The organism is Marmoricola sp. RAF53, from assembly GCF_052114005.1.
GTDB lineage: Bacteria > Actinomycetota > Actinomycetes > Propionibacteriales > Nocardioidaceae > Marmoricola.
Genome location: NZ_JBFRDX010000002.1, coordinates 143,338 through 168,166, shown reverse-complemented (window position 1 = coordinate 168,166; position 24,829 = coordinate 143,338). Strand labels below are relative to the sequence as shown.

Sequence of the window (24,829 nt, the reverse complement as noted above, 5' to 3'; positions counted from 1 at the left end):
ATCCTAGAACAAGTTCTGACAGACGTCTCTGTCAGATCCCTCACCTCCCGAGAACGCCGCTCAGTAGCCGGTCAGGGCGGTCACGTCGGGAGCGACCTTCGCCTTGCCGCTGCTCATCCGGTCGACCACGTTGGTCCCGCTCATGACCGAGACCGCGGTGCCGGTGCCCTTCGTGTACGACAGCCCGGTCAGGTTCGTGCTCACCGTCGAGGCCGGCCCGCGCAGCAGGTTGCCCTGGACCGACGCGGTGCCGTTGCCGTAGTTCCCGGTGACCGCGAGGAAGACGTAGCCCGGCGTTGCACTGGTGATACCGCTGTTGAAGATCCGGTTGTCGCTGATGACCGTGCCGCTGTCACCTGCCAGCGAGGCCCAGATGCCGTAGTACGTGGTGGCGTCCGTGGCCGCGCGCCCGAAGTCCTCGACGTAGTTGTCGTTGATCGACGTCGCGAACGTGCGGTTCGCCCAGATCGCGTTCTTGCCGATCCCGTAGAGGTGGTTCCGCTCCACCATCCAGCCGGCGGCGTCTGCGAGATGGAAGGCGTCGTCCCCGGTCGTGGCCACGATGTTGTCCATCAGTTGCCAGTCCGTGATCTTGTTCGCGCTGGGCTCCTCCACCCATACCGCGCTCCGGCCGGAGTTCTCGAGGAAGTTGTCGACGATCCGGCCGCCCACGAGCGTGCTGCCCAGTGCTGTCCCGTTCTTGCCCGGGTTGCTGAGCTGGATCGCGTCCCGCCCGAATCCCTTGATCTGCATGTCCCGGACGGTGGTCGCCCAGGAACGGATCAGCAGTCCGGAAGTCGCGGCATTGCCGTTGCCCTCGAGAGCCAGGTTGCGCACGGTGATCCGCTCCCCGCCCCAGGTCGCGTCCAGGTCCCAGCTGTCTGAGGCCAGCAGCGCCGGCATTGAGGTCCCGGGCGCCTGGACCAGGGTGGCGCCGCTGGTCTGGGTGTCGGCCGGAACTCCCTCCCCGGCGTACGTCCGGCCGCCGCTCAGCACGATCGTCTGGTTGACCAGGCAGCGCCCTCGGATGAGGACGGTGTCGCCGACGGCGCTGGCGGCGATCTGGCTCCTGATCGTGGTGGCGTCCGCCGTGGAGTTGGTGCACGCCGCGACCAGTGTGTCCGCGTGCGCCGGGGCGCCGGCCGGGAAGGCTCCTGCAAGTGCCGCGGCCGTAGCGACGGCAACGACCAGGAGAGCGCTCGAGAGACGGAGGGGCATCAGCATCGGCCTTTCGTCGTGGAGCAACCCGTGCCGCTCCTCGACAGGGAGACTGCGGACGGGGCCCGGTGCTTACGCTCGAGACGAGTTCAGTTGCGCACCAGGACGCACCAGGACCAGACGCCGTCGCAGTGACGCCGGGCGCACCGACGGTTCCCGCTCAGTCGTCGTCGGGGTCGTCGACCCGCGCCAGCCAGGTGGCGAACCGCTCGATCGGCACCTCGAAGTCGGGGTGCACGTCGACGAAGTCGCGCAGCTGGTCGGCGAGCCACGCCAGGGTGACCTCTTCGTCACCCCGGCGCTTCTCGAGCTCCTCGATACCGCGGTCGGTGAAGTACATGCGGTTGGCCTTTCGTCTCACCGGGTCTCGACACGCCGGATTCGACTTCGATCGGGACCGATCAGGCGAACGCCTGGTCGACGAGCGCCTTCTGCTCCTCGACGTGGCGCGAGTGCTGGCCGACGGACGGCGAGGACGACTCCGGGCGCGCGATGATCGCGACGTCCTGGTCGAGCTCGTCGAACAGGTTGAGCCGGAAGTGCGGGGCCGGACCCATGTTCACCGGCTCGTCCTGGACCCAGCGGACCTGGCGCAGGTTCGGGAACCGGCCGAGCTCGGCCTTCAGCTCCTCGACCGGGCGCGGGTACAGCTGCTCGATCCGGACGATCGCGGTCGTGGGGTCGTCGCCCTGGCGCTTGCCGCGCTCGACCATCAGGTCCCAGGTGATCCGGCCGCTGCAGAGCAGCACGGTGGTGACCTTCTCCGGATCCACGATGCTGTCGCCCGCGACCGGGGTGAACGAGCCGTGCGTGAACGCCTCGGGCTGCGAGGCCGCCTCCTTGCGCTTGAGCATCGACTTCGGGGTGAAGATGATCAGCGGCTTGTGCTCCTCGCCGAGCGCGTGCCGGCGGAGCAGGTGGAAGTGGCTGGCCGGAGTCGACGGCTGCGCCACCACGAACGCGTCGTCCGCGGCCATCTGCAGGAACCGCTCGATCCGGGCCGAGGAGTGGTCCGGGCCCTGGCCCTCGTAGCCGTGCGGCAGCAACATCACGACGCCGGACTGCTGACCCCACTTGGTCTGGCCGGCGGTGATGTACTCGTCGGTGACGATCTGGGCGCCGTTGACGAAGTCGCCGAACTGCGCCTCCCACAGCACCAGCGCGTCCGGACGCGCCACCGAGTAGCCGTACTCGAACCCGAGGGCGGCGTACTCGCTGAGCAGCGAGTCGTAGACGTGGAACGGCGCCTGGTCCTCGGCGAGGCCGGCCAGCGGCGTCCACTCGTTGGCGTTCTTGCGGTCGATGATCGTCGCGAACCGCTGCACGAAGGTGCCGCGGCGCGAGTCCTGGCCGGCCAGGCGGACCGGACGGCCGTCCATCAGCAGCGAGCCGAAGGCGAGGATCTCGCCGGTGCCCCAGTCGATCGGCCCCTCCAGGATCGCGGCGGCGCGGCGCTGCAGCTGGGGGAGGACCTTCGGGTGCACGGTGAAGCCGTCCGGCGGGGTGATGTAGGCGTCCGAGATCCGCTTCATCGTCTCGACCGGGATCGCGGTGGTCGCCTCGCCGGCGAGCTTGTCCGGGTAGTCCGGCACGGTCGTCCACGAGTCCGGCTTGGTGTCGGCCTCACGGACCTCGGTGAAGACCCGCTCCAGCTGCTGCTGGTAGTTGGCCAGCACCTGCTCGGCCTCCTCGATCGTGATGTCACCACGACCGATCAGCGACTCGGTGTACAGCTTGCGGACCGAGCGCTTCTGCTCGATCAGGTCGTACATCAGCGGCTGCGTGTACGACGGGTCGTCGCCCTCGTTGTGCCCGCGGCGGCGGTAGCAGACCAGGTCGATGACGACGTCCTTGTTGAACGCCTGGCGGTACTCGAAGGCGAGCCGGGCGACGCGGATGCACGCCTCCGGGTCGTCGCCGTTCACGTGGAAGATCGGCGCCTGCACCATCCGGGCGACGTCGGTGCAGTACAGCGACGAGCGCGACGACGCCGGCGAGGTGGTGAAGCCGACCTGGTTGTTCACGACCACGTGGATGGTGCCGCCCGTGCGGTAGCCGCGCAGCTGCGAGAGGTTCAGCGTCTCCGCGACGACGCCCTGACCGGCGAACGCGGCGTCGCCGTGCACGAGCAGCGGCAGCACCGGGTACTCGGCGCCGCGGTTGAGCACGTCCTGCTTCGCCCGCGCGATGCCCTCGAGGACCGGGTCGACGGTCTCCAGGTGCGACGGGTTCGCCGCGATCGAGACCTTGATGTTCGCGCCGGAGCCGGCGGTGAACTCACCCTCGGCGCCGAGGTGGTACTTCACGTCGCCCGAGCCCTGGACCGTGCGCGGGTCGATGTTGCCCTCGAACTCGCGGAAGATCTGGTTGTAGGACTTGCCGACGATGTTGGCGAGCATGTTCAGCCGGCCGCGGTGGGCCATGCCGATGGTGACCTCGTCGAGGCCGGCCTCGGCGGCCGCCTCGCAGATCTCGTCGACGACGGGGACGGTGGTCTCGCCGCCCTCGAGGCTGAACCGCTTCTGGCCGACGAACTTCGTCTGCAGGAAGGTCTCGAACGCCTCGGCCTGGTTGAGCTTGAGCAGGATCCGGAGCTGCTCCTCGCGAGGCGGCTTCTGGTGCGGCTGCTCGACCCGCTCCTGGATCCAGCGGCGCTGCTCGGGGTCCATGATGTGCATGTACTCGATGCCGACCGTGCGGCAGTACGAGTCGCGCAGGATGCCGAGCACGTTGCGCAGCTTCATGAACCGGCGCTCGCCGCCGAACTCGCCGGTGGCGAACTCGCGGTCGAGGTCCCAGAGCGTCAGGCCGTGCGACTCCACCTCGAGGTCGGGGTGGCTGCGCTGCTTGTACTCCAGCGGGTCGGTGTCGGCCATCAGGTGGCCGCGGACCCGGTAGGAGTGGATCAGCTCGAGGATCCGGGCCTGCTTGCTGACGTCCTCGTCGTGGTTGGCGGAGACGTCGACGGCCCAGCGGATCGGCTCGTAGGGGATCCGGAGCGCGCGGAAGATGTCGTCGTAGAAGCCGTCCTCGCCGAGGAGGAGCTTGTGCACCCGGCCGAGGAACTCGCCGGACTGCGCCCCCTGGATGACGCGGTGGTCGTAGGTCGACGTCATCGTCATGATGCGGCTGATCGCGTTGCGGGTGATGGTCTCCTCCGAGGCGCCCTGCGCCTCCGGCGGGTAGTCCATCGAGCCGACGCCGATGATCGCGGCCTGGCCCTGCATCAGGCGCGGCACCGAGTGGTTGGTGCCGAGGCCGCCGACGTTGGTGAGGCTGACGGTCGTGCCGGAGTAGTCCTCCATGGTCAGCTTGTTGTCCTTGGCCTTGCGCACGATCTCCTCGTACGCCGTCCAGAACTGGGCGAAGTCCATCGACTCGCAGCCCTTGATCGACGGCGCCACCAGCTGGCGGGTGCCGTCGGGCTTCTGCTGGTCGATCGCGAGGCCGAGGTTGATGTGCGCCGGCGTGACCATGGTCGGCTTGCCGTCGACCTCGGCGAAGGTGTTGTTCATCTCCGGCAGCGTCCGGATCGCCTTCACGATCGCGTAGCCGATGAGGTGCGTGAACGAGACCTTGCCGCCACGGGCGCGCTTGAGGTGGTTGTTGATGACGATGCGGTTGTCCCAGAGCAGCTTCACCGGGATGTTGCGCACGCTCGTCGCGGTCGGGACCGCGAGCGAGATGTCCATGTTCTTCGCGGTGGCGGCCGGGATGCCGCGCAGCACCGTGTAGGTCGGCTCGTCCGAGGCCTGCGCGGCCTGCGGCTTCGCCGGCTCCTTCGGGACCGGGGCGGCGGCGGTGGCGGTGGCGACCGGACCGGAGGCCGTCGCCGTGGCGGCGCGGGCCGGGTCGACGGCGGCCGAGGGCGTCGGCGCGACAGACGGGTTCACCACGGGCGTCGGCGCCGGTGCAGCGACCGGTGCAGCGACCGGTGCGGAGACCGGTGCAGCGACCGGTGCTGCCGTCGGAGTCGGCGTCGCGGGAGCGGCGGCCGCTACCGCGACGGCACCGTTCTTCCCCGCGAAGAAGGCCGCCCAGGCGGGATCAACGCTCCCGGGGTCCTTCTGGTACTGCTCGTACATCTCGTCGACGAGCCATTCGTTGGCTCCGAACTCTGCGCCTTCAGTGGGCTCTGCCACGCCGTGATTCGCCTCTTCCGCTGCGTGCTGGGTCGGCGTCCGGCATGACGCCGCTGACTAGGCTAGTCCGCGAGGGTGCCGGATGCAGCCTGCGGGATGAGAGTTTGGTCTCGTCGTGTCGTAGCCGCCTCAGGCGCCGCAGCCGACCCCGTTGAGGTCGCCGTCGGTGAGGAGCGGCCCGGACGAGTCCGCGCCGGAGTGGATCGAGTACGCCGAGCAGTAGTAGACGCTCAGGTTTCCGTCCCGGTCGAGGGTGACCGGAGCCCACACCTTGTTGCCGCGCGGCTCCAGGTAGCGGAACGTCGTACCGACCAGCGACGCGTCGCTCCCGGTGTGCTTGAGATAGCGGTCGAGGAACGCCTGCACGTAGACGCTGGTCAGCGCCTGGCCGTAGCGGCTGGCCGGCAGCACCAGCGGGATGTCGGTGTACTCCAGGTGCGTCGAGGCGCGTGGCACGACCAGCAGGGCGTCCTTGCCGGCGGCGACCCAGGCGTCGTACCCGGTGGCGCGCTCCTGACCCGGGTCCGGGGTGGAGGTCGCGAGCGAGGGCAGCAGGAAGTACTCGGACTGGACGGCGAGCGCCGGCACCGCGGGGACGGGGCCGGCGGTGCCGCCGCGCAGCTTGTCGAGCGCGACGACGGCCTCGACCCGGGGGTCGGTCGCCTGGACCTCGGAGACGGCGGCGGCGCCCAGCGAGTGGCCGATGATCGCGACCTTCGAGGTGCGGCCCGGCGTGACGGTCCTGCTGTCGGGCGTGCGGTCGAGGAGGGCGGCGTACGGGTTGGCCGGGGAGAGGAAGTAGTCGAGCGCGTCGCTGGTCCCGGTGGTGAAGTTGGCGGCCTGCTGGAACGGCACGCCCGGGCAGCCGAGCATGTTCCCGTCGACCGGAGCCGCGAGCGGGTTGCAGAACGGCAGCTCGCCGCCGGCGGTGTGCGGCAGCGTCTCGCTGGTGCCCTCGCCCTGGACGTCGTAGGTGAGCACCACGTACCCGCGCTCGGCGAGGTCCTGGGCGAGCCAGACGTACATCCCCTCCGAGCCCTGGATCGAGCCCGGCGTGATCACCACGCCCGGGTAGGGGCTCGTCAGCGGGGCGCCGGTGTACGGGTCCTTGGCGCCCGGCCTCGGCGCGTAGACGGTCCCGCGCAGCTGGGCGCCGTACCGGTTGAGGAAGGCGACGCGCTGCGAGGTGCCGCGGCTGCCGTTCCAGCCGGCGCGCAGCGGGTTGCCGACGTTCCAGCCCGGGACCAGCGCGCCGGCGGTGAGCGCGAGCCGGGTCGGGGTGGCGAGCTGGGCCAGCATCTGGGTGACGTAGGTGAGCGGGACCTGGGTGAGCAGCGACGGCACGTACGCCGGGTTCGCGACCTGGCCGCCCGGGCCGAGGATCCGGCCGTAGGAGTCGGTGATGTTCTGCAGGTCCCGCGCGAGGAAGGCGGGCGACCCGGGCCGGGGCTGCTCCGTCGCGATCGCGGGCGAGGCGAGCGGGAGTGCGAGGGCGGCGGACGCGGCGGCTGCGAGCAGCGCGAGGAGGGGGCGGCGCATGACTCCCCAACGAGCCAGGCCGGGGCGGGACACGCGGCGGGGACCTGCACTGGGCTAGGCCGGGCGTTGCGGAACGGCAGGGCCGGGCGAAGAGTCGGGAACCGGATCCGTCGTCGAGGAGGCACCATGGCAGCGCAGTTCTCCGGAGAGGTCATCACCCCGGTCGACGCCGGGTACGACGAGGCCCGCTCGGTCTTCAACGGGATGATCGACCGCAAGCCCGAGCGCATCATGCGCTGCCGCAGCGCCGAGGACGTGGCGGCCGCGATCACCGGGGCACGCGCCGACGGCCTCGTCGTCTCGGTCTACGGCGGCGGGCACGGCGTCACCGGGTCCGCGGTCGTCGACGGCGGCGTCTGCGTCGACCTGCGCGGTCTCGACCACGTCGAGGTCGACCCGGAGGCCCGCCGGGCCCGGGTCGGCGGGGGAGCCACCTGGGGCGCGGTCGACGCCGCCACCCAGGAGCACGGCCTGGCGGTCACCGGCGGCAGGGTCAGCACGACCGGCGTCGGCGGACTGGCGCTCGGCAGCGGCAGCGGCTGGCTGGAACGCACCTACGGCTTCACCTGCGACAGCCTGGTGTCGGCCGAGGTGGTGACCGCCGCGGGGGACGTGGTCACGGCCTCGCTGGAGTCGCACCCCGACCTGTTCTGGGCGCTGCGCGGGGGCGGCGGCAACTTCGGCGTCGTCACCGAGTTCACCTTCGCCCTGCACCCGGTCGGGCCGGTCGTGCTCGGCGGGATGCTGCTCTACCCGGGCTTCCAGGCCAAGGAGGTGCTCCGCAACTGGCGCGACTTCATGCTCACCGCACCCCGGGAGGTCGGCAGCGGCGTCGCCCTGATCACGGCTCCGCCCGCGGACTTCGTGCCGGAGCCGGCGCGGGGGATGCCGGCGGTCGGCGTGGTGCTGCTCTACGTCGGCGACGTGGCCGAGGGCGAGCGCGTCCTGGCACCGCTGACGTCGTTCGGGCCGCCCGCGGCGAACCTGGTCGGCCCGATGCCGTACGTCGCGGTCCAGCAGCTGCTCGACGCGCCGAACCCGAAGGGGATGCACAACTACTGGTCCGGTGACTTCCTCTCCGAGTTCCCCGACGCAGCGATCGACGCCTTCGTCGACAACGTCCAGCCGCCGGTCTCGCCGCTGACCCAGATGATCGTGGTCGCCGGCGGCGGCGCGATCGAGGACGTGGCCGACGGCGACATGGCGTTCGGCAACCGGGCGGCGCCGTTCAACATGCACTACCTGTCGATGTGGCCGCCGGACCCGGCGCAGGACCAGGCCAACATCGACAAGACCCGGCAGATCGCGGCGGCGCTGAAGCCGTGGACGACCGGGCAGGTGTACCTGAACTTCATCGGCGACGAGGGCCTGACCCGGGTCGAGTCGGCGTACGGGCCGGAGAAGTACGACCGGTTGCGGAAGATCAAGCGCGTCTGGGACCCGGACAACGTGTTCCGGCACAACCAGAACATCCCGCCCTCGGACTGACCGCGTCAGCCCTTCAGCGCGTGCGCGACCAGCGCGTTCGCGTGGCCGTGCCCGAGGCCGTGCTCGGCCTTGAGCCAGGCGACCAGCTCGCCGTGCCGTGCCAGCGGGCTGCGGTCGATGAGGTCGATCCACTCGGCGACCGGCCGCCCGTAATTGCGCTCGATCGACGGGAAGTAGGAGGCGGGGCCCTTCGCCTGGGGCGTCTTCGTTCCGCGCTGCTCGGTCATGTCTGTCCCTCTCGGGTCGGGTGTGCTCTCACCCGTACGACGAACGGCACGGCTGGTCCTCGACACCCGGAGCGGATCTTTTCTGCTCAGTCGTCCCGGTCGGCGATCACGGCACGGTGGTCCGACGGGGTGGTGAGCAGCCGGACCGCGGTCGCCCGGCCGGGGCCGTGCACGTCGTCGAGCTTGCGGGTCGCCGAGCCGATCGTGCCGGGCTCGTCCTCGCGGCCCTCCCACGACGACGTCAGGCCTGCCAGGCGCTGCAGGTGGAAGTTCGAGTCGCCGACGGCGTAGACGACGTGGCCGGCCCGCTGGTGCTCGGCGACGAGCACCTGGAGCCGGGCGACCTCCTGCTCGTGCCGGGCGCGCAGCCGGGGGCGGTCCTCGATGTACGCGCCGAGGTGCTCGACGCCGGGCGCCAGGTGGTAGCTCATCATCGCGACGGTGCGAGGGCCGAGCCGGTCCGCGAAGACGCCGACGGTGACCAGGCGAGGCGGCTCGGTGCCGAAGGCGCGGTCCGGGCGGTCGGACCTGCCGAACCCGCTCAGCACGACGGCCTTGGCCTCGAGCAGGTCGAAGCGGTCGGCCCGGGCGCCGACGACGTTGCCGCAGGCGAGCGAGCTGACCCAGTGGTAGGTGGGCGGCCGCCGCCGCGGCAGGGTGACCGGCACCCCGGGCACGGTCCGCACGGTGCCGGTCTCGCGGAGCAGCGGGATCCGGTTGGCGTAGCACTCCTGGAGCCCGACCAGGTCGGGACCTTCGGCGAGCACCTGGCGCAGCGCCTCGCGGGCGTCGCGCCAGCCGAGCGTGTAGAGGACGTTCGCGGAGGCGACCCGGGTCGGCATGGGGCCCAGTCTGCCCGAGCGGGTGCGCAGACCGGTCCGGACCGGGGCACGGCCGCGCTTCTACCACCGTCCCGGGGGTCGGCGACGCGGGTGTCGGGAGCCTGACCAGACCAGTTCCCGCCGGTGGCGCGGACCGATTGTGGGCGGTCCGCACCGTCACTACGGTGTCGCCACTGCCGTCGTCGCCGGACTGCACCCCGGCCGAGATGTGGGGAACTCGATGAACACACTGCTGCCTGCCCGCAAGTCCGGACACCTGACCGGCCGGTCCCGGCGCACCGCTCGCCGGATCGTGCTGGGGGCGCTCGTCCTCGGGCTCGCTGTCCTGGGGATCCAGGTCCCGGCGTTCGCCGCCAACGGCACGGTCAGCGGGACGCTGACCGGGTCGGACGGGGGCGTCGTGCTGGTCGGCGCGGTCGCGACGGCGTACCAGTACGACGCCGTCGACGACTACTTCTACTACTACGACGACGCGCAGACGAACGCGTCCGGTGGCTACGCCCTCAGCGTCCCGCCCGGGCAGTACAAGCTCTGCTTCGACGACGCGGACGGGTTCTACGCGCGCGAGTGCTACGACAACAAGCCCGACCGGCAGAGCGCCGACGCGTTCACGGTGGCTTCCGCGGGCAGCGTCGTCCGCAACGCGGAGCTGACCCGCAACGGCGCGATCACCGGGACCGTGACCGGGGCCGACGGCGGGACCGCGCTCCCCGGCGTGCTGGTCACGGCGTACCTCCCGGACGCGGACGGGGACGGCAGCCCCGAGTGGGCGATGGACGCCTCCACGGAGGTGGACGGCACCTACCGGCTCGACCTCGCGCCCGGGACCTACCGGGTGTGCTTCGAGCAGGCCAGCAACGCCCACCGACCCGAGTGCTACAACGACAAGGCGACCGTCGACCTCGCGAACCCGGTGACGGTCACCGGCTCGGCGACGACGCCGAACATCAACGCGGTCCTCGCCGCGAACGGCTCGATCTCGGGAACCGTCACCGCGGTCACCGGCGGTGCAGCCCTGGAGAACGTCGACGTCAGCCTGCTGCGCTACAACGCCACCGACGCCTACTGGGAGGACTTCTCCTACGCCTCGACCGACGCGTCCGGCGCCTACCGGGTCTACGCCGCGCCCGGGCAGTACCGGGTCTGCTTCGACTCCTCGACCTACGCCCGCGAGTGCTACAACAACGCCGCCTCCGTCCAGACGGCCCAGGACGTGACGATCACCGGGACCGCGATCACGTCCGGCATCAACGCCTCGCTCGTCGCCAAGGGCAAGATCACCGGCACCGTCACGGCTGCCGTCGGAGGTGCGCCGCTCAGCGACATCGACGTCGCCGCCTACGCCTGGGACGCCGGCAGCTCGTCGTGGGACTACGTCGACGGGTCGAACGTCGACGCCGGCACCTACGAGGTGCTGATCCCGGCCGGCACGTACAAGGTCTGCTTCAGCGACTACGGCGCCGGTGACTACGCCTTCGAGTGCTACAACAACAACGCCCGCACCGTCGCCGCCGGAGCGAACGTGGTCGTGGCCGCAGGCGCGACCACCTCGAACATCAACGCCGCCCTCGACATCGGCGGGAAGATCACCGGGACCGTCAACCTCCAGCCCGGGATGGACGACTACCAGGACTACAAGATCCGCGTCGTCGACAAGGCGTCCGGCGACACCGTCTGGACGCAGGACGGGATCGGCGACACCGCGGCGTACGAGGTCAAGGGACTGCTGGCCGGTAGCTACCGCGTCGAGTTCGGCCGGAGCAGCGGCACGGCCACGGCCGCGGCGCAGTTCTACAACAACGTCCCGGAGCAGCAGGGCACCGGCGCGGCGAGCAACGTCAACGTCACTCTCGGCGGGACCGCCGCAGGGGTCAACGCGACCATGCAGACCGGCGGGAAGATCGTCGGCAAGCTCGTCGACGGCAACGGGGCAGGCCTCGAGTGCCGGATCCAGGCCTTCACCCAGGACGGCTCCCTGGTGACCCGGTCGAACTGGACCAACCCCGACGGCACGTTCGCGATCACCGGTCTCACTACCGGGAGCTACCTGGTCACCGTCCCGGGGCAGACCGGCGGGCTCGACGAGCAGTGCACCTCCGGCGCCCGGTTCGCCACCGGCGTGGGCGGCGGCACGATGGCGTCGAGCGCGGCCGGAGCGGTCGCGGTGCAGACGACTCTCGGCGCCACCACGACGCTCGGCTCGAACCTGGTGTACGGCGCGCCGGTGGCGAACCCGACCGTGCAGAACACGGCGCTCCCGACCATTTCCGGGACGCCCCGGGTCGGGACGCCGCTGACCGCGACGAACGGGTCCTGGAACCCCGCCACCGGACTCACCTACGGCTACGTCTGGAAGGCCGGCGGGTCCACCGTCGGCACCAACGCCAGCACCTACACCCCGGTCGCCGGCGACCTTGGGAAGACGGTGACGGTGACGGTGACGGCGTCGAAGGCAGGCTACGACGCGGGTACGGCCACGTCGGCGCAGACCGCCGCGGTGGCGGCGGCTCCCGCGGCCGTCGTCGCGAACGTGGCCAGGCCGACGATCCTCGGCTCGGCGGTGGTCGGCAATTTGCTCACGGCGACGACGCCGACGTGGAACCCCGCCGATGCGACCACGACCTACCAGTGGCTAGCCAACGGGGTCCCGATCCCGGGGGCCGTCGGCCCGGCGTACGCCGTCGGTGCCGGGGTCGTCGGCAAGGCGATCTCGGTCCAGGTCACCGGCGCGAAGGCCGGACTCTCACCGGGATCGGCGGTCTCGGTGCCCACGGGCATCGTGAAGGTGTACTCCGCGGCCACGCTCAGCTCGGTGAAGAAGCTCCGCACGGTCAAGTTCGTCCTGGCCGTCCGTGCGTCGGGCGTCGCCACCGTCGGCGGCCGCGTCCAGGTGATCCGCAACGGCAAGGTGCTGCGCACGGTCAGCCTCGTGGGCGGCAAGGCCTCGGTCCTGCTCCGCCGCCAGCCGAAGGGGCGCCAGGTCTTCGTCCTGAAGTACCTCGGCAGCGGGCCCGTGATCGGGACCAGCGTCCGGCGCGTCATCAAGTTCTGACCCGCGGGTCACGTCGGCCCGGACCCCGGTCCGGGCCGACGTCGGGCCTACCCGACGTCCCAGAGGGCGGCCACGTGGCGGCGATCGGTGCCGCAGCAGCCGCCGAGCACCGTGAACGGCGGCAGCTGGGCGTGCAGTGACGCGGTGGCGCTGGTGAGCAGGTCGACGTCGCCGGGGTCGAGCTCCTCGGCCTCGTCGAGCTCGGTGTGCGACAGCGTCGAGGCGTTCGGCCGGAAGAACGCCAGCCGCTCCTGCCAGGGGCCGCCGTCGAGGCCGGGCGCCAGGTGGGTCGGGTGGGCGCAGTTCACGCCGTACCAGTCCGGCGGGCCGTCGGCGTCGACCGCCGCGATCGCGGTCCCGAGGGTGCTGCCGTCAGGGAGCCTGCCGTCGGTCTCCACCGTGAACGAGACCGCGACCGGCAGGCCGGCGTCCCGGGCGGCGCGGACGACGCCGATCGCCTCGGCGGGCTCGGTCATCGTCATCGCGTGCACCAGGTCGGCGCCCGCCGCGGCGAACGCGTGCACCTGGCGGGCGTGGTAGGCGGCCGCCTCGTCGGGGTCGGCCCCGCCCGCGACGTAACCGTCGCCGCGCGGCCCGACGACGCCGCTGACCCGGGTCGGGACCTCGGTCTCGCCGGCGACCCGTCGGACCAGCGCGACCGCGGCCCGGTTGACCCGGTCGAGCGCGGCGGCGTCGTACCCGAGGAGCAGGGCCCAGTCGGGGTTCGCCCGCCAGGTCGGGGACTCCAGCAGCAGGCCGGCGCCCGCGGTGAGGGCGATCGCCGCGTAGTCGCGGTAGTAGGACTCGAGCAGCGCGGCACCGTCGGGCTGCTCGACCAGCGGGAACGACGCGAACTCGGGCAGGTCGACGCCGCGGTGGAAGATCAGGTCGGTCTCCAGGCCGCCGTCGGAGACCCAGCGGTGGCCGGCCAGCAGGTCGGACGTGCTCATCGGAGCCTCCTCGTCTCGCCCGGGCTCCCTTGCTACCACCGGGCTGTGACCGGCGCTAGGCCTCGACGACCGCTTTCGGGTTCGGGCCGTACGCGTTCGTCCCGGGCTTGCTGTCGAACAGGTAGAGGACGAGGAGCACGAGGCCGCCCGCGACCGGGAGCAGGGCGAGGAGCAGCCACCAGGCCGAGGCGCCGATGTCGTGCAGCCGGCGGGCGGCGACGGCCAGGGTCGGAACGGCCACGCCGAGGAGGAAGACCACCGAGAGCACCAGTGCGACGTCGTACGACACCTCCGAGAGGAAGCCGATCGCGAACGCCGCGATGACCAGAGCCAGGTACCAGTACCAGAACTCGCTGCGCCGGGCCCGGCCGGAGAAGACCGCGTACCGGCGGAGCACGGAGCGGACTGCTTCGCGGAACGTCATGACGGCCTCCTCGGGCGGGGTCGTACGCAACGTAGCGGTGCCGAGGGCTCCGGTCGAGGACCGCAGGTCAGGTGCCCTCGGCGAAGTGCCGGCCGATCGGCACCACCATCGGGCGCCCGCTGACGGGGTCGGGCACGACCCGGCTGCGCATGCCGAAGACCTTCTCGACCAGCGCCGGCGTCATGATCTCCGCGGGACGGCCGGCGGCATGCACCTTGCCGGCGTCGAGCGCGACCAGGTGGTCGGCGTACCGGGCGGCGAGGTTGAGCTCGTGCAGCACCATCACGATGGTGGTCCCGCGTTCCCGGTTGAGGTCGGTGAGCAGGTCCAGGACGTCGACCTGGTGGCTCACGTCGAGGAACGTGGTCGGCTCGTCGAGGAGCAGGATCTCGGTCTGCTGGGCAAGCGCCATCGCGATCCAGACCCGCTGTCGCTGGCCGCCGGACAGCTCGTCGACGGATCGGTCCGCGAGGTCGAGGGTGTCGGTGAGCGTGAGCGCGGCTGCCACGGCGGCGTCGTCCTCGGCGGTCCAGCGGGACAGGAAGCCGAAGTACGGGTGCCGGCCGCGCGCGACCAGGTCGGCGACCGCGATCCCCTCCGGCGCGACCGGCGACTGCGGCAGCAGGCCGAGGGTGCGGGCCACCTCTTTGGAGGGCAGTCGGTGCAGGTCCTTGCCGTCGAGGACGACCCGCCCCTGCCGTGGCGCCAGGAGCCGGGAGAGCGCCCGGAGCAGCGTGGACTTGCCGCACGCGTTCGCACCGACGATCGCGGTGACCTGGCCGGGCGGGACGGCGAGGTCGAGCGCGTCGACGACCAGGCGGTCGGCGTACCCGAGGCTGACGTTCTCGACGGCGAGGGTGTGCTGGACGGTCACAGGGTGCCTCCGGTGCTGTTCGAGCGGACGAGCAGGTAGAGCAGGTACGGCGCACCGAGGGCGCCGGTGATCACGCCGACCGGGTAGCGGGTGTCGAACGCCCACTGGCCGATCAGGTCGGCGCCGAGCACGAGCAGCGCGCCGACCAGTGCGGCCGGGACCAGCAGCGATCCGCCCTGCCCGACGAGGCGGGCCGCGATCGGCCCGGCGAGGAACGCGACGAACGCGATCGGGCCCGCGGCCGCGGTCGCGAAGGCGATCAGCGCGACGGCCGTCAGGATGATCACCGGCCGGGTGCGCTCGACACGGACGCCGAGGACGGTCGCGGTGTCGTCGCCGATCTGCATCGCCCCCAGGTGCCGGCTCCGGCCGAGCAGCAGCGGGACGAGCACGGCGACGGCGAGCGCGAGCGGGACGACCTCGTCCCAGGTCGCGCCGTTGATGCTGCCGGTGAGCCACCGCATCGCCGTCTGCAGGTCCCACTGCGCCGCCCGCAGGAGGAGGTAGGAGATGACGCTGTGCAGCATCGCGTTGATCCCGATGCCGATCAGGACGAGCCGCGCCCCGGCGACACCGTCGCGGGAGGCGAGCAGGTAGATGGCCACGGCCGTCAGCAGAGCGGCGATGACCGCCATCGCGGAGACGACGGCCTCGCTGACCGAGAGGACGACGATCGCGTAGACGGCCGCGGCGCTCGCCCCCGAGCTGATCCCGATGACGTCGGGGGAGGCGAGCGCGTTGCGCAGCATCGTCTGGAAGGTCACCCCGGCGATGCCGAAGGCCGCGCCGGCGAGGGCGCCCGTGCTGGCGCGGGGGAGCCTGAGCTCGCCGACGGTGAAGGAGGCGCCCGGGACGACCTGGCCGCTGAGCACCCGGAGGACGTCGCCCGGACCGTAGAAGGTGTGGCCCACCATCAGGCTGACCAGGAAGACGGCGGCGGTGGCGGCGGCGAGTGCCCCGCAGGCGGCGAGACGGCGGCGGCCGCGGGCGCGGCGGCCGCGCGCGACCCGGTCCTGGTCAGCGGCGGTCGCGGCGAGCGGGCGCCGTACGGGAGCAGTCACAGGGCTCACAGGGCACGCACCTTCTGGCGGCGGACGATGGCGATGAAGACGGGGGCGCCGAGCAGGGCGGTGACGATCCCGACGTCGACCTCGCTGGGACGGGCGACGACCCGGCCGACCACGTCCGCGGCGACCAGGAGGCCGGCACCCACGACGGCCGAGCAGGGCAGCACCCAGCGCTGGTCGCTGCCGACGACCAGGCGGCACAGGGTCGGCACGACCAGGCCGACGAACGCGATCGGGCCGGCGACCGCGGTGGCGGCACCGCACAGGACGACCGAGCCGGTCGCGGCGAGCAGCCGGGTGCGGGTGACGTTCTCGCCGAGCCCGGCGGCGACGTCGTCGCCGAGCAGCAGGGAGTTCAGGCCGCGGGTGCAGAACCCGCAGAGCAGCGCCCCGCCGACGAGGAAGGGGAGCACCTGCAGGATCCGGTCGTACGACGCCCCGCCGACGCCGCCGACCTGCCAGAACCGGAACTCGTTCATCACGTCGAGCCGGGGCAGCAGGACGGCGCTGACCAGCGAGGTGAGCGCGGCCGCGGTCGCCGCGCCCGCGAGCGCGAGCTTGAGCGGGGTGGCTCCTCCGCGACCGAGCGAGCCGATCGTGTGGACGAGCACGGCCGCGGCCGCGGATCCGGCCGTCGCCACCCAGATCGTGGCGCTGGGGGAGTGCAGCCCGAACCAGGTGATCCCGACGACCACCGCGAAGGAAGCGCCCTGGGAGATCCCGAGCAGGCCGGGGTCGGCGAGCGGGTTGCGGGTGACCGCCTGCATCACGGCGCCGGCGACGCCGAGGGCGGCACCGACGAGCAGCGCGAGCAGGGTGCGCGGGAACCGCTTCTGGACCGCCGCCCTGGCGATCCCGTCGGCGTTCCCGTCGGCGTTCCCGGTGAGCCCGTGCAGGACATCGGCAGGGCTGACCGCCAGGACGCCGACGCCGACCGAGAGGACGACGAGCACCGCGACGACGAGGACCGCCGCGACGAGGAGGGCCGGGCGCGCGGCCGCCGGACGCCGCCGCGGGGCGGCGGCGTCCGACGTGCTGCGCGACAGGGCGGTCGTGCTCACTGGACCTTGTCGGCCGCGGCGGCGAGCAGAGCCAGGTACTTGTCCAGGCCCCAGCCGATCGAGAGCGGCGACGGGTTCGCCGACGCGGCCAGCGGGGTCGAGTCCTCGAGGAGGGCGATCGAGCCGTCCTGGACCGCGCGAACCTTCGAGAGCAGCGGGTCGGCCTTCGCCGCCTTCTGGATGCTGCCGTCGGCCGGGCCGTAGGTCACGAGGATGTCCGCGTCGTCGAGCTCGTCGGCCTTCTCGGAACTGATCGTCTCGTAGAACCCCTCGGACTTCGCGGAGCCGTCGGCGACCACCTTCGGCACGCCCATGCCGAGCGCGTGCAGGAAGCCGGGGCGGGTGTCGTGGGTGGTGTAGTAGCCGATCTGGCTGAGGTCCTTGGGGTCGAGGTAGGTGAAGATGATCGACTTGCCGGCCAGCTGCGGGTACTTCGCGAACGTCTCCTCGGTCTGCTTGTCGAGGTCTGCGACGAGCTTCTCGCCCTCGTCGGCCAGGCCGATCGCCCGGCTGTCGAGCCGGATCATGTCCTGGACCGAGGTGCCCCAGGCCAGCTTCGGGTAGGCGACCGTGGGCGCGATCTTGCTGAGCGTCTCGTACTCCTCCTGGGTGAGGCCGGAGTACGCCGCGAGGATGACGTCGGGGTGGGTGTCGGCGACGGCCTCGAAGTCGATGCCGTCGGTCTCGTCGAAGAGCACCGGGGTCTTGGCGCCGAGCTCCGTCAGCTTGTCCTCGACCCAGGGGAGGACGCCGTCGTCGTCGTCGTCGCCCCAGGTCGCCTTGCTCATCCCGACCGGGACCACGCCGAGGGCCAGCGGGACCTCGTGGTTCGCCCACGCGACGGTCGCGACGCGCTGGGGCTTGGACTCGATCGTGGTCGCGCCGTAGACGTGCTCGACGGTGACCGGGAACCGGTCGGTGGAGCTGGTGGTGCCGGCGGCCTTGTCGTCGTCGGCCGAGCTGCCGCAGGCGGCAAGGACGGTGACCGCGGCGGCCGCCGCGGTGACCGCGGCCAGGAGGCGGGAGGTACGCATGGGAGAACTCCTCAGAGGTTAGGTAAGGCTCACCTTACCTAACCTCCCTGGGGGTGTGCACGGGCGCTCGATGTCGAACTGCCCCGCGGTCCAGGCCGACGGCCTGGACCGCCCGCACGACGAGCCCGACCTGCGACTTCGAAGATCCGGACCCGAAGGCGATGGCTGGGAAACGCAAGAAGGGCCTCCGATCAGCATCGCTGCTGATCAGAGACCCTTCCTCTCCTGCGCCTCCGGCAGGATTCGAACCTGCGACACCTGGTACCGGAAACCAGTGCTCTATCCCCTGAGCTACGGAGGCAATGCGTCGTTGCCGGGGCCCGGGGGCCGAGGGCGGTGACGCGATGCCGAACACTACCGGGCGAAACCCGGGGGAAGGAAACCGGTACCCGCCGATAGGCTTGCCCGGTGAATCCTGAGCAGCTCTCGACCACCGTCGTCGACGTCCTCACCGCGCTCGTCGACAGCGGCGAGCTGACCCTGCCCGACGGCGTCCCGGACACGGTGACGATCGAGCGCCCGCGGCAGAAGGGCCACGGCGACTACGCCACCAACGTGGCGCTCCAGCTCGCGAAGGTCGCCGGCACCAACCCGCGAGCCCTCGGCGAGCTGCTCGCCGCCCGGCTGCGCGAGGCGGACGGCATCAGCGCGGTCGAGATCGCCGGCCCGGGCTTCCTCAACATCACCGTCGAGGCCGGCGCCCAGGGCCAGGTGGCGGCCGAGGTGGTCGCCGCCGGTGCGGCGTACGGGCACACCGACACCCTCGCCGGGCAGCGCATCAACGTCGAGTTCATCTCGGCCAACCCCACCGGCCCGCTGCACCTCGGGCACACCCGCTGGGCGGTCCTCGGTGACGCGATCGGGCGGGTGCTGGCCGCTGCCGGGGCCGAGGTCACCCGGGAGTTCTACATCAACGACCGCGGCGTCCAGATGAACCACTTCGCGGACTCGATCATCGCCTCGGCGCTCGGGCAGCCGAAGCCGGAGGACGGCTACGCCGGCAGCTACATCGACGACCTCGCGAAGGCCGTCGAGGCGGCCAGTCCGGGCATCTTCGCGCTGCCCGCCGACGAGCGGCGCGCGGCCGTGCGGGCCAAGGGCTACGAGATCCAGCTCGCCGAGCAGCAGCAGCAGCTCGCCACGTTCAACACCCACTTCGACGTCTGGTTCTCCGAGATCTCGCTGCACGAGTCCGGCTCGGTGCCCGACACCCTGCGGCACCTCGAGGAGCTCGGCCACGTCTACGAGCTCGACGGCGCGCTGTGGATGCGCACCACGGACTTCGGTGACGACAAGGACCGCGTGCTCATCAAGTCCGACGGCGAGCTGACCTACTTCGCCTCGGACACGGCTTACTACCTGAACAAGCGCGCCCGCGGGTTCGACCACTGCATCTACCTGCTCGGCGCCGACCACCACGGGTACGTCGGCCGGCTGCGCGCGATGGCGGCCTGCGTCGGCGACGACCCGGACAAGACCCTGGACGTGATGATCGGCCAGCTCGTGAAGATCCTCAGCGGCGGCGCGGAGCTCAAGCTGTCCAAGCGGGCCGGCACGATCGTCACGCTGGACGAGCTCGCCGAGGAGATCGGCGTCGACGCGCTGCGCTACTCGCTGGCCCGGTACCCGGCGGACTCGCCACTGGTTCTCGACGTCGCCGAGATCACCAAGGCCTCGAACGACAACCCGGTCTACTACGTGCAGTACGGGCACGCCCGCACCTGCCGGATGATGGAGAACGCCGCCGACCTGGGCGTCACCCTTCCCGAGTCCTTCGACCCGGCACTGCTCTCCCACGAGCGGGAGGGCGAGCTGCTCCGCGCGCTCGCCGAGTTCCCGCGGGTGGTCGCTTCGGCCGCCGAGCTGCGCCAGCCGCACCGGATCGCGCGCTACCTGGAGGACACCACGTCGGTGTTCAACAAGTGGTACGACACCAAGGAGTGCCGGATGCTGCCGCAGGGCGACGAGCCGGTCGGCCCGCTGAACCAGGCCCGGCTCGTGCTCGTGGTCGCGGCACGCACCGTGATCGCCAACGGCCTCGACCTGCTCGGCGTCTCGGCGCCCGAGCGGATGTGAGCCGGACCGTGCGTGCACACGAAGCAGGCTGGGCCCACGCCGCCGTCCCGGTCCGCGGTCCCGCCTGGCTGCGCGACCCTGCCGACGTCAACGCGCTCGTCCCGCAGCTCTGGTCCGGGACAGCGCGCAAGGTCGACGGCGTCCTCGAGGTCGGCGGCGTCCTGGTCACCGACCTGGTCCGCGAGCACGGGTCGCCGGCGTACGTGCTGGACGAGGCCGACTTCCGGGCCCGCGCCCGCGCCTTCCGGGACGCGTTCAGCGGCTACGACGTGTACTACGCCGGCAAGGCGTTCCTCTGCACCACGGTGGCCCGCTGGGTCGCCGAGGAGGGCCTCTTCCTCGACGTCTGCTCGGGCGGTGAGCTCGGCGTCGCCGTACGCGCCGGAGTCCCGGCGGAGCGGATCGGCTTCCACGGCAACAACAAGTCCGAGGCCGAGCTGGTCCGGGCCGTCGAGCTCGGGGTCGGCCGGATCATCGTGGACTCCTTCCACGAGGTCGAGCGGCTCGCCCGGATCACCAGCGACCTGGGCGCCGTCGCGAAGGTGCTCGTCCGGGTGACCGCAGGCGTCGAGGCGCACACCCACGAGTACATCGCCACCGCGCACGAGGACCAGAAGTTCGGCTTCTCGATCAGCAGCGGCGACGCCCTCGAGGCGGTCCGCGACATCGTCGCCGCACCCGGCCTGGAGCTGCTCGGCCTGCACAGCCACATCGGCTCGCAGATCTTCGACTCCGCCGGCTTCGAGGTGGCGGCCCGCCGGGTGCTCGCGCTGCACGCCCAGGTCTCCGACGAGGTCGGCGTGGTCATGCCCGAGATGGACCTCGGCGGCGGCTTCGGCATCGCCTACACCACCCAGGACGACCCTGCGGACCCCGCGCAGCTCGCCCACGAGCTGACCAGGATCGTCACCGAGGAGTGCAAGGCCCGCGACCTCGCCGTCCCGCGGCTCTCCATCGAGCCCGGCCGCGCGATCGTCGGCCCGGCGATGTGCACCGTCTACGAGGTCGGCACCGTCAAGGCCGTCGAGCTCGACGGCGGCGCCGTGCGGACCTACGTCTCGGTCGACGGCGGGATGAGCGACAACATCCGCACCGCCCTGTACGACGCCGACTACTCCGCGACCCTGGCCAGCCGGACCTCGGACGCGCCGATCCTGATGTCGCGCATCGTCGGCAAGCACTGCGAGGCCGGTGACATCGTCGTCAAGGACGAGTTCCTTCCCGGCGACGTCGGCCCGGGCGACCTGGTCGCCGTTCCCGGCACCGGTGCCTACTGCCGGTCGATGGCGTCCAATTACAACCACGCGGTGCGCCCGCCGGTGGTCGCCGTCCGGGACGGGGGCGCCCGCGTGGTCGTGCGCCGCGAGACCGAGGACGACCTGCTGAGACTCGACGTCGATCCCGGCGCGCGGATGGGAGACTGAGCCGCGTGAGCACCGATGCCGAGGGTGACAAGGCCAGTCCGATCCGCGTGGCCCTGCTGGGTTGCGGAGTCGTGGGTACCCAGGTGGCCCGGCTGATCCAGGAGCAGGCCGACGACCTGACCGCCCGGGTGGGAGCCCCGGTCGAGCTCGCCGGCATCGCCGTGCGCCGGCTCGGCCTGGAGCGCGACGCCCACCTGCCGGCGGCGCTGTTCACCACCGACGCGCACGCCCTGGTCACCCGCGACGACGTCGACGTGGTGGTCGAGGTGATCGGGGGGATCGAGCCGGCCCGCGAGCTGATCCTGGCCGGGCTCGGCGCCGGGGCCTCCGTCGTGACGGCCAACAAGGCGCTCCTCGCCGAGGACGGCGCGACCCTCTTCGCCGCCGCCGAGGCCGCCGGCCGCGACCTCTACTACGAGGCCGCCGTGGCGGGTGCGATCCCGATCCTGCGGCCGCTGCGCGAGTCGCTGGCCGGGGACAAGGTCACCCGGGTGCTCGGCATCGTCAACGGCACCACCAACTTCATCCTCGACAAGATGGACTCCTCCGGCGCCGGGTTCACCGAGGCGCTCGAGGAGGCCCAGGCACTGGGCTACGCCGAGGCCGACCCGACGGCGGACGTCGAGGGCTTCGACGCCGCCGCCAAGGCCGCGATCCTGGCCAGCCTGGCGTTCCACACCCGGGTCACCGCCGCCGACGTCTACCGCGAGGGCATCGCGGAGGTCACCGCCAGCGACGTCGCCTCGGCCCGCGAGATGGGCAGCGTGGTCAAGCTGCTCGCGATCTGCGCGCTCGAGGAGACCCCGGACGGCCCGGCCGTCTCGGCCCGGGTGCACCCGGCGATGATCCCGCGGAGCCACCCGCTGGCCAGTGTCCGCGAGGCGTACAACGCGGTCTTCGTCGAGAGCGAGGCCGCCGGCCAGCTGATGTTCTACGGCCCCGGCGCCGGCGGTGCGCCGACGGCGAGCGCGGTCCTCGGCGACCTGGTCACCGTGGCCCGCAACCGGCTCGGTGACGTCCGCGGCGCGGGCGAGTCGGCATACGCCGACCTGCCGGTGCTGGCGATGGGCCGCACCGAGACCCGGTACCACGTGCAGATCGACGTCGACGACAAGGCCGGCGTGCTGGCCGCTGTCGCGCAGGCGTTCGCCGAGCACGACGTCTCCATCCAGACCGTCCGCCAGGAGGGCCGCGGCGACGACGCGCAGCTGGTCGTCGTCTCGCACACCGCGAGCGACGCCGACCTGGCCGCGACGGTCGAGACGATCCGCCGGATGGCGTTCGTCCGCGAGGTGTCCAGCGTCATGCGTGTAGAAGGAGCCGGCGAGCAATGACCACCCACCAGTGGCTCGGTGTGATCGAGGAGTACCGCGACCGCCTGGACATCCCCGAGGGGACGCCGACCATCACGCTGCGTGAGGGCGGCACCCCGATGGTGCGCTCGGGCTGGCTGTCCGGCCTCACCGGGGCCGAGGTCTGGCTCAAGGTGGAGGGCAACAACCCGACCGGCTCGTTCAAGGACCGCGGCATGACGGTCGCGCTGTCGGTGGCCGTCGGCCAGGGCGCCAAGGCCGTCGTCTGCGCCTCGACCGGCAACACCTCCGCGTCGATGGCCGCGTACGCCGCCAACGCCGGGATCAAGCCGCTCGTGCTCGTGCCGCAGGGCAAGATCTCGGCCGGCAAGCTCGCGCAGGCGATCCTGCACGGCGCCCAGGTGATCATGGTCAAGGGCAACTTCGACGACTGCCTGCGGATCTCCCGCGCGCTCGCCGAGAACTACCCGGTCGCGCTGGTGAACTCGGTCAACCCGATGCGTCTGGAGGGCCAGAAGACCGCCTCCTTCGAGATCGTCGACTTCCTCGGCGACGCCCCGGACGTGCACGTGCTGCCGACCGGCAACGCCGGCAACATCTCGGCGTACTGGAAGGGCTACAAGGAGTACGTCGACTCCGGTGACGCCACCCGGACCCCCGTGATGCGCGGCTGGCAGGCGGCCGGTGCCGCGCCGCTCGTGCTCGGCGCCCCGGTGCCGGACCCGGAGACGGTCGCCTCGGCGATCCGGATCGGCAACCCGGCCTCCTGGGACCTGGCGATGGCCGCGGCGACGGAGTCCGGCGGCCGGTTCCGCAAGGTCGAGGACGACCAGATCCTCGTCGCGCAGCGTGACCTCGCCGCCCGTGACGGCGTCTTCGTCGAGCCGGCGTCGGCGGCCGGTGTCGCCGGTCTGCTGATCGAGCACGCCGAGGGTGCCGACCTGGCCGGGAAGACCGTCGTGGTCACGGTGACCGGGCACGGCCTCAAGGACATCGACACCGCACTCTCCACCTTCACCGACCTGGTGGACACGGTGGTCGACGCGGACGTCGTCTCGGCCGCCCGCGCCGCCGGGCTGGAGTGATGGCGCCGGTTTCCGGGGGCCCCTTCGTCAGCGGCCCGGTCTCGGTCGCCGTCCCGGCCACGAGCGCGAACCTCGGCCCCGGCTTCGACTGCCTGGGCCTCGCGCTCGACCTGCACGACCAGCTCACCGCCGAGATCGCCGGCCCCGGCGTGCTCGAGGTCGAGGTCGTGGGGGAGGGGGCAGCCGATCTGCCGCGCGACGAGCGCCACCTGGTCGTGCGCTCGATGCGGCGCGCGTTCGAGCACGCGGGCGTCCCGCAGCCGGGTCTGCGGCTCCGGTTCGAGAACGCGATCCCGCAGTCCCGCGGTCTCGGTTCCTCGTCCGCGGCGATCGTCGGCGGCCTGGCGCTGGCACGTGCGCTGCTGACGGAGGGCTCGGTGCTGGACGACGGCGCGCTGCTCGTCCTCGCCAACGGGATCGAGGGGCACCCCGACAACGTGGCGCCGGCGCTGTTCGGCGGGTTCGTGGTGTGCGGTCAGGACGAGGACGACGTGTGGGCCGACCAGGCGCCGATCGCCGCCGCGGTCCGGGCGGTGGTCTTCGTGCCGCCCACGGGCGTCAGCACCGAGGCCGCCCGCGGGCTGCTCCCGGACCAGGTCCCGCACGCGGTCGCCGCGGCGAACGCCGGGCGAGCCGCGCTGCTCGTCGCCGCGCTGGGTTCGGCGCCGCACCGGCTGCACCGGGCGACCGAGGACTTCCTGCACCAGTCGTTCCGGGCGCGAGCGATGCCGGCGTCGTACGAGCTGGTCACCCGGCTCCGCGCCGAGGGCCACGCCGCGGTCATCTCCGGCGCCGGTCCGACGGTCCTGGTGCTGACCACCGGCGACGCGGAGGCGCTGCTCGCCGCGACGCCGGAAGGCTGGGCGAGCGCGGTGCGCGACGTGGATCACATCGGTGTCCGGGTTGTCACACCCTGACCCGGTGCGCAGTGCTAACGTGGAAACGCGTCCAGTGAGATCGCACCGCTGATCGAGAAGATCGGCGCGACACCCTGACGCGTCCCCCGATCCGGA

19 protein-coding genes and 1 tRNA gene are annotated in these 24,829 nt (G+C 71.9%); 7 read left to right on the top strand and 13 right to left on the bottom strand.

What is annotated here, in order from left to right; translation table 11 throughout:
* Positions 1-60: 60 nt before the first annotated feature.
* The 4 genes from AB4Y76_RS02420 to AB4Y76_RS02405 form a co-directional block, all read right to left on the bottom strand.
* Entirely contained in the window at positions 61-1,218 is a 1,158-nt protein-coding gene (locus AB4Y76_RS02420) for a right-handed parallel beta-helix repeat-containing protein (RefSeq protein WP_441921903.1), read from the bottom strand.
* A gap of 160 nt (positions 1,219-1,378) precedes the next feature.
* A complete protein-coding gene (locus AB4Y76_RS02415) occupies positions 1,379-1,558 on the bottom strand; it encodes a DUF6104 family protein (protein WP_123226374.1) in 180 nt (59 codons plus the stop codon).
* Between the two features lie 61 nt (positions 1,559-1,619).
* Complete coding sequence (locus AB4Y76_RS02410) at positions 1,620-5,303, bottom strand: multifunctional oxoglutarate decarboxylase/oxoglutarate dehydrogenase thiamine pyrophosphate-binding subunit/dihydrolipoyllysine-residue succinyltransferase subunit (RefSeq protein ID WP_441922025.1); 3,684 nt, start codon at positions 5,301-5,303, stop codon at positions 1,620-1,622.
* Between the two features lie 186 nt (positions 5,304-5,489).
* Positions 5,490-6,899, bottom strand: a complete 1,410-nt coding sequence (locus tag AB4Y76_RS02405; RefSeq protein ID WP_441921902.1) for an alpha/beta hydrolase — start codon at positions 6,897-6,899, stop codon at positions 5,490-5,492.
* Between the two features lie 126 nt (positions 6,900-7,025).
* Here AB4Y76_RS02405 and AB4Y76_RS02400 point away from each other — a divergent pair, with 126 nt between their 5' ends.
* Positions 7,026-8,387, top strand: a complete 1,362-nt coding sequence (locus tag AB4Y76_RS02400) for an FAD-binding oxidoreductase (RefSeq protein ID WP_441921901.1) — start codon at positions 7,026-7,028, stop codon at positions 8,385-8,387.
* Between the two features lie 5 nt (positions 8,388-8,392).
* Here the strand turns inward: AB4Y76_RS02400 and AB4Y76_RS02395 are convergent, their stop codons facing one another.
* Both AB4Y76_RS02395 and AB4Y76_RS02390 read right to left on the bottom strand, forming a co-directional pair.
* Complete coding sequence (locus AB4Y76_RS02395) at positions 8,393-8,614, bottom strand: DUF4287 domain-containing protein (protein WP_441921900.1); 222 nt, start codon at positions 8,612-8,614, stop codon at positions 8,393-8,395.
* A gap of 86 nt (positions 8,615-8,700) precedes the next feature.
* A complete protein-coding gene (locus AB4Y76_RS02390) occupies positions 8,701-9,456 on the bottom strand; it encodes a hypothetical protein (protein ID WP_441921899.1) in 756 nt (251 codons plus the stop codon).
* 220 nt (positions 9,457-9,676) lie between these two features.
* Between AB4Y76_RS02390 and AB4Y76_RS02385 the strand changes: the two genes are divergently transcribed.
* On the top strand, positions 9,677-12,508 hold the full coding sequence (locus AB4Y76_RS02385) for an MSCRAMM family protein (RefSeq protein WP_441921898.1): 2,832 nt from the start codon (positions 9,677-9,679) through the stop codon (positions 12,506-12,508).
* 47 nt (positions 12,509-12,555) lie between these two features.
* On the opposite strand, the gene AB4Y76_RS02380 is transcribed toward AB4Y76_RS02385, so the two are convergent.
* The 7 genes from AB4Y76_RS02380 to AB4Y76_RS02350 all read right to left on the bottom strand — a co-directional run bounded on the left by AB4Y76_RS02380 (position 12,556) and on the right by AB4Y76_RS02350 (position 18,219).
* Positions 12,556-13,458 carry a homocysteine S-methyltransferase family protein gene (locus AB4Y76_RS02380; RefSeq protein ID WP_441921897.1) on the bottom strand — a complete coding sequence of 301 codons (903 nt, stop codon included), beginning with the start codon at positions 13,456-13,458 and terminating at the stop codon, positions 12,556-12,558.
* Between the two features lie 55 nt (positions 13,459-13,513).
* Positions 13,514-13,882, bottom strand: coding sequence for a DUF805 domain-containing protein (locus tag AB4Y76_RS02375; RefSeq protein ID WP_441921896.1), 369 nt, complete (start codon positions 13,880-13,882; stop codon positions 13,514-13,516).
* 67 nt (positions 13,883-13,949) lie between these two features.
* Positions 13,950-14,756, bottom strand: a complete 807-nt coding sequence (locus tag AB4Y76_RS02370) for an ABC transporter ATP-binding protein (RefSeq protein WP_441921895.1) — start codon at positions 14,754-14,756, stop codon at positions 13,950-13,952.
* Positions 14,753-15,826: a FecCD family ABC transporter permease gene (locus tag AB4Y76_RS02365; RefSeq protein WP_441921894.1), complete on the bottom strand. Its 1,074-nt coding sequence runs from the start codon at positions 15,824-15,826 to the stop codon at positions 14,753-14,755. Before AB4Y76_RS02365 ends, AB4Y76_RS02370 begins: the two co-directional genes overlap by 4 nt.
* Positions 15,823-16,884: a FecCD family ABC transporter permease gene (locus AB4Y76_RS02360; protein WP_441921893.1), complete on the bottom strand. Its 1,062-nt coding sequence runs from the start codon at positions 16,882-16,884 to the stop codon at positions 15,823-15,825. The genes AB4Y76_RS02365 and AB4Y76_RS02360 overlap by 4 nt, the downstream gene beginning before the upstream one ends.
* Positions 16,881-17,918, bottom strand: coding sequence for an iron-siderophore ABC transporter substrate-binding protein (locus AB4Y76_RS02355; RefSeq protein ID WP_441921892.1), 1,038 nt, complete (start codon positions 17,916-17,918; stop codon positions 16,881-16,883). Before AB4Y76_RS02355 ends, AB4Y76_RS02360 begins: the two co-directional genes overlap by 4 nt.
* 228 nt (positions 17,919-18,146) lie before the next feature.
* A tRNA-Arg gene (locus tag AB4Y76_RS02350) sits at positions 18,147-18,219 on the bottom strand.
* Positions 18,220-18,326: 107 nt separating this feature from the next.
* On the opposite strand from AB4Y76_RS02350, the gene argS reads away from it, so the two are divergent.
* Genes argS through thrB form a run of 5 tightly spaced genes read left to right on the top strand, consistent with a single transcriptional unit; the run spans position 18,327 to position 24,733 of the window.
* Positions 18,327-19,994 (top strand): arginine--tRNA ligase, encoded by a 1,668-nt coding sequence (gene argS, locus AB4Y76_RS02345; RefSeq protein ID WP_441921891.1) that lies wholly within the window; start codon positions 18,327-18,329, stop codon positions 19,992-19,994.
* 8 nt (positions 19,995-20,002) lie between these two features.
* Positions 20,003-21,418, top strand: a complete 1,416-nt coding sequence (gene lysA / locus AB4Y76_RS02340; RefSeq protein ID WP_441921890.1) for a diaminopimelate decarboxylase — start codon at positions 20,003-20,005, stop codon at positions 21,416-21,418.
* A 5-nt stretch (positions 21,419-21,423) separates the two neighbouring features.
* Positions 21,424-22,752, top strand: coding sequence for a homoserine dehydrogenase (locus AB4Y76_RS02335; protein WP_441921889.1), 1,329 nt, complete (start codon positions 21,424-21,426; stop codon positions 22,750-22,752).
* Positions 22,749-23,816, top strand: coding sequence for a threonine synthase (gene thrC, locus AB4Y76_RS02330; RefSeq protein ID WP_441921888.1), 1,068 nt, complete (start codon positions 22,749-22,751; stop codon positions 23,814-23,816). Before AB4Y76_RS02335 ends, thrC begins: the two co-directional genes overlap by 4 nt.
* Positions 23,816-24,733, top strand: coding sequence for a homoserine kinase (thrB, locus tag AB4Y76_RS02325; protein ID WP_441921887.1), 918 nt, complete (start codon positions 23,816-23,818; stop codon positions 24,731-24,733). Before thrC ends, thrB begins: the two co-directional genes overlap by 1 nt.
* Positions 24,734-24,829 lie beyond the last annotated feature (96 nt).

Coding starts and splice junctions, on each gene's coding strand:
- AB4Y76_RS02420 (WP_441921903.1), bottom strand. CDS start 1,218: ATGCCCCTCCGTCTCTCGAGCGCTCTCCTGGTCGTTGCCGTCGCTACG.
- AB4Y76_RS02415 (WP_123226374.1), bottom strand. CDS start 1,558: ATGTACTTCACCGACCGCGGTATCGAGGAGCTCGAGAAGCGCCGGGGT.
- AB4Y76_RS02410 (WP_441922025.1), bottom strand. CDS start 5,303: ATGTACGAGCAGTACCAGAAGGACCCCGGGAGCGTTGATCCCGCCTGG.
- AB4Y76_RS02405 (WP_441921902.1), bottom strand. CDS start 6,899: ATGCGCCGCCCCCTCCTCGCGCTGCTCGCAGCCGCCGCGTCCGCCGCC.
- AB4Y76_RS02400 (WP_441921901.1), top strand. CDS start 7,026: ATGGCAGCGCAGTTCTCCGGAGAGGTCATCACCCCGGTCGACGCCGGG.
- AB4Y76_RS02395 (WP_441921900.1), bottom strand. CDS start 8,614: ATGACCGAGCAGCGCGGAACGAAGACGCCCCAGGCGAAGGGCCCCGCC.
- AB4Y76_RS02390 (WP_441921899.1), bottom strand. CDS start 9,456: ATGCCGACCCGGGTCGCCTCCGCGAACGTCCTCTACACGCTCGGCTGG.
- AB4Y76_RS02385 (WP_441921898.1), top strand. CDS start 9,677: ATGAACACACTGCTGCCTGCCCGCAAGTCCGGACACCTGACCGGCCGG.
- AB4Y76_RS02380 (WP_441921897.1), bottom strand. CDS start 13,458: ATGAGCACGTCCGACCTGCTGGCCGGCCACCGCTGGGTCTCCGACGGC.
- AB4Y76_RS02375 (WP_441921896.1), bottom strand. CDS start 13,882: ATGACGTTCCGCGAAGCAGTCCGCTCCGTGCTCCGCCGGTACGCGGTC.
- AB4Y76_RS02355 (WP_441921892.1), bottom strand. CDS start 17,918: ATGCGTACCTCCCGCCTCCTGGCCGCGGTCACCGCGGCGGCCGCCGCG.
- thrC (WP_441921888.1), top strand. CDS start 22,749: ATGACCACCCACCAGTGGCTCGGTGTGATCGAGGAGTACCGCGACCGC.
- thrB (WP_441921887.1), top strand. CDS start 23,816: ATGGCGCCGGTTTCCGGGGGCCCCTTCGTCAGCGGCCCGGTCTCGGTC.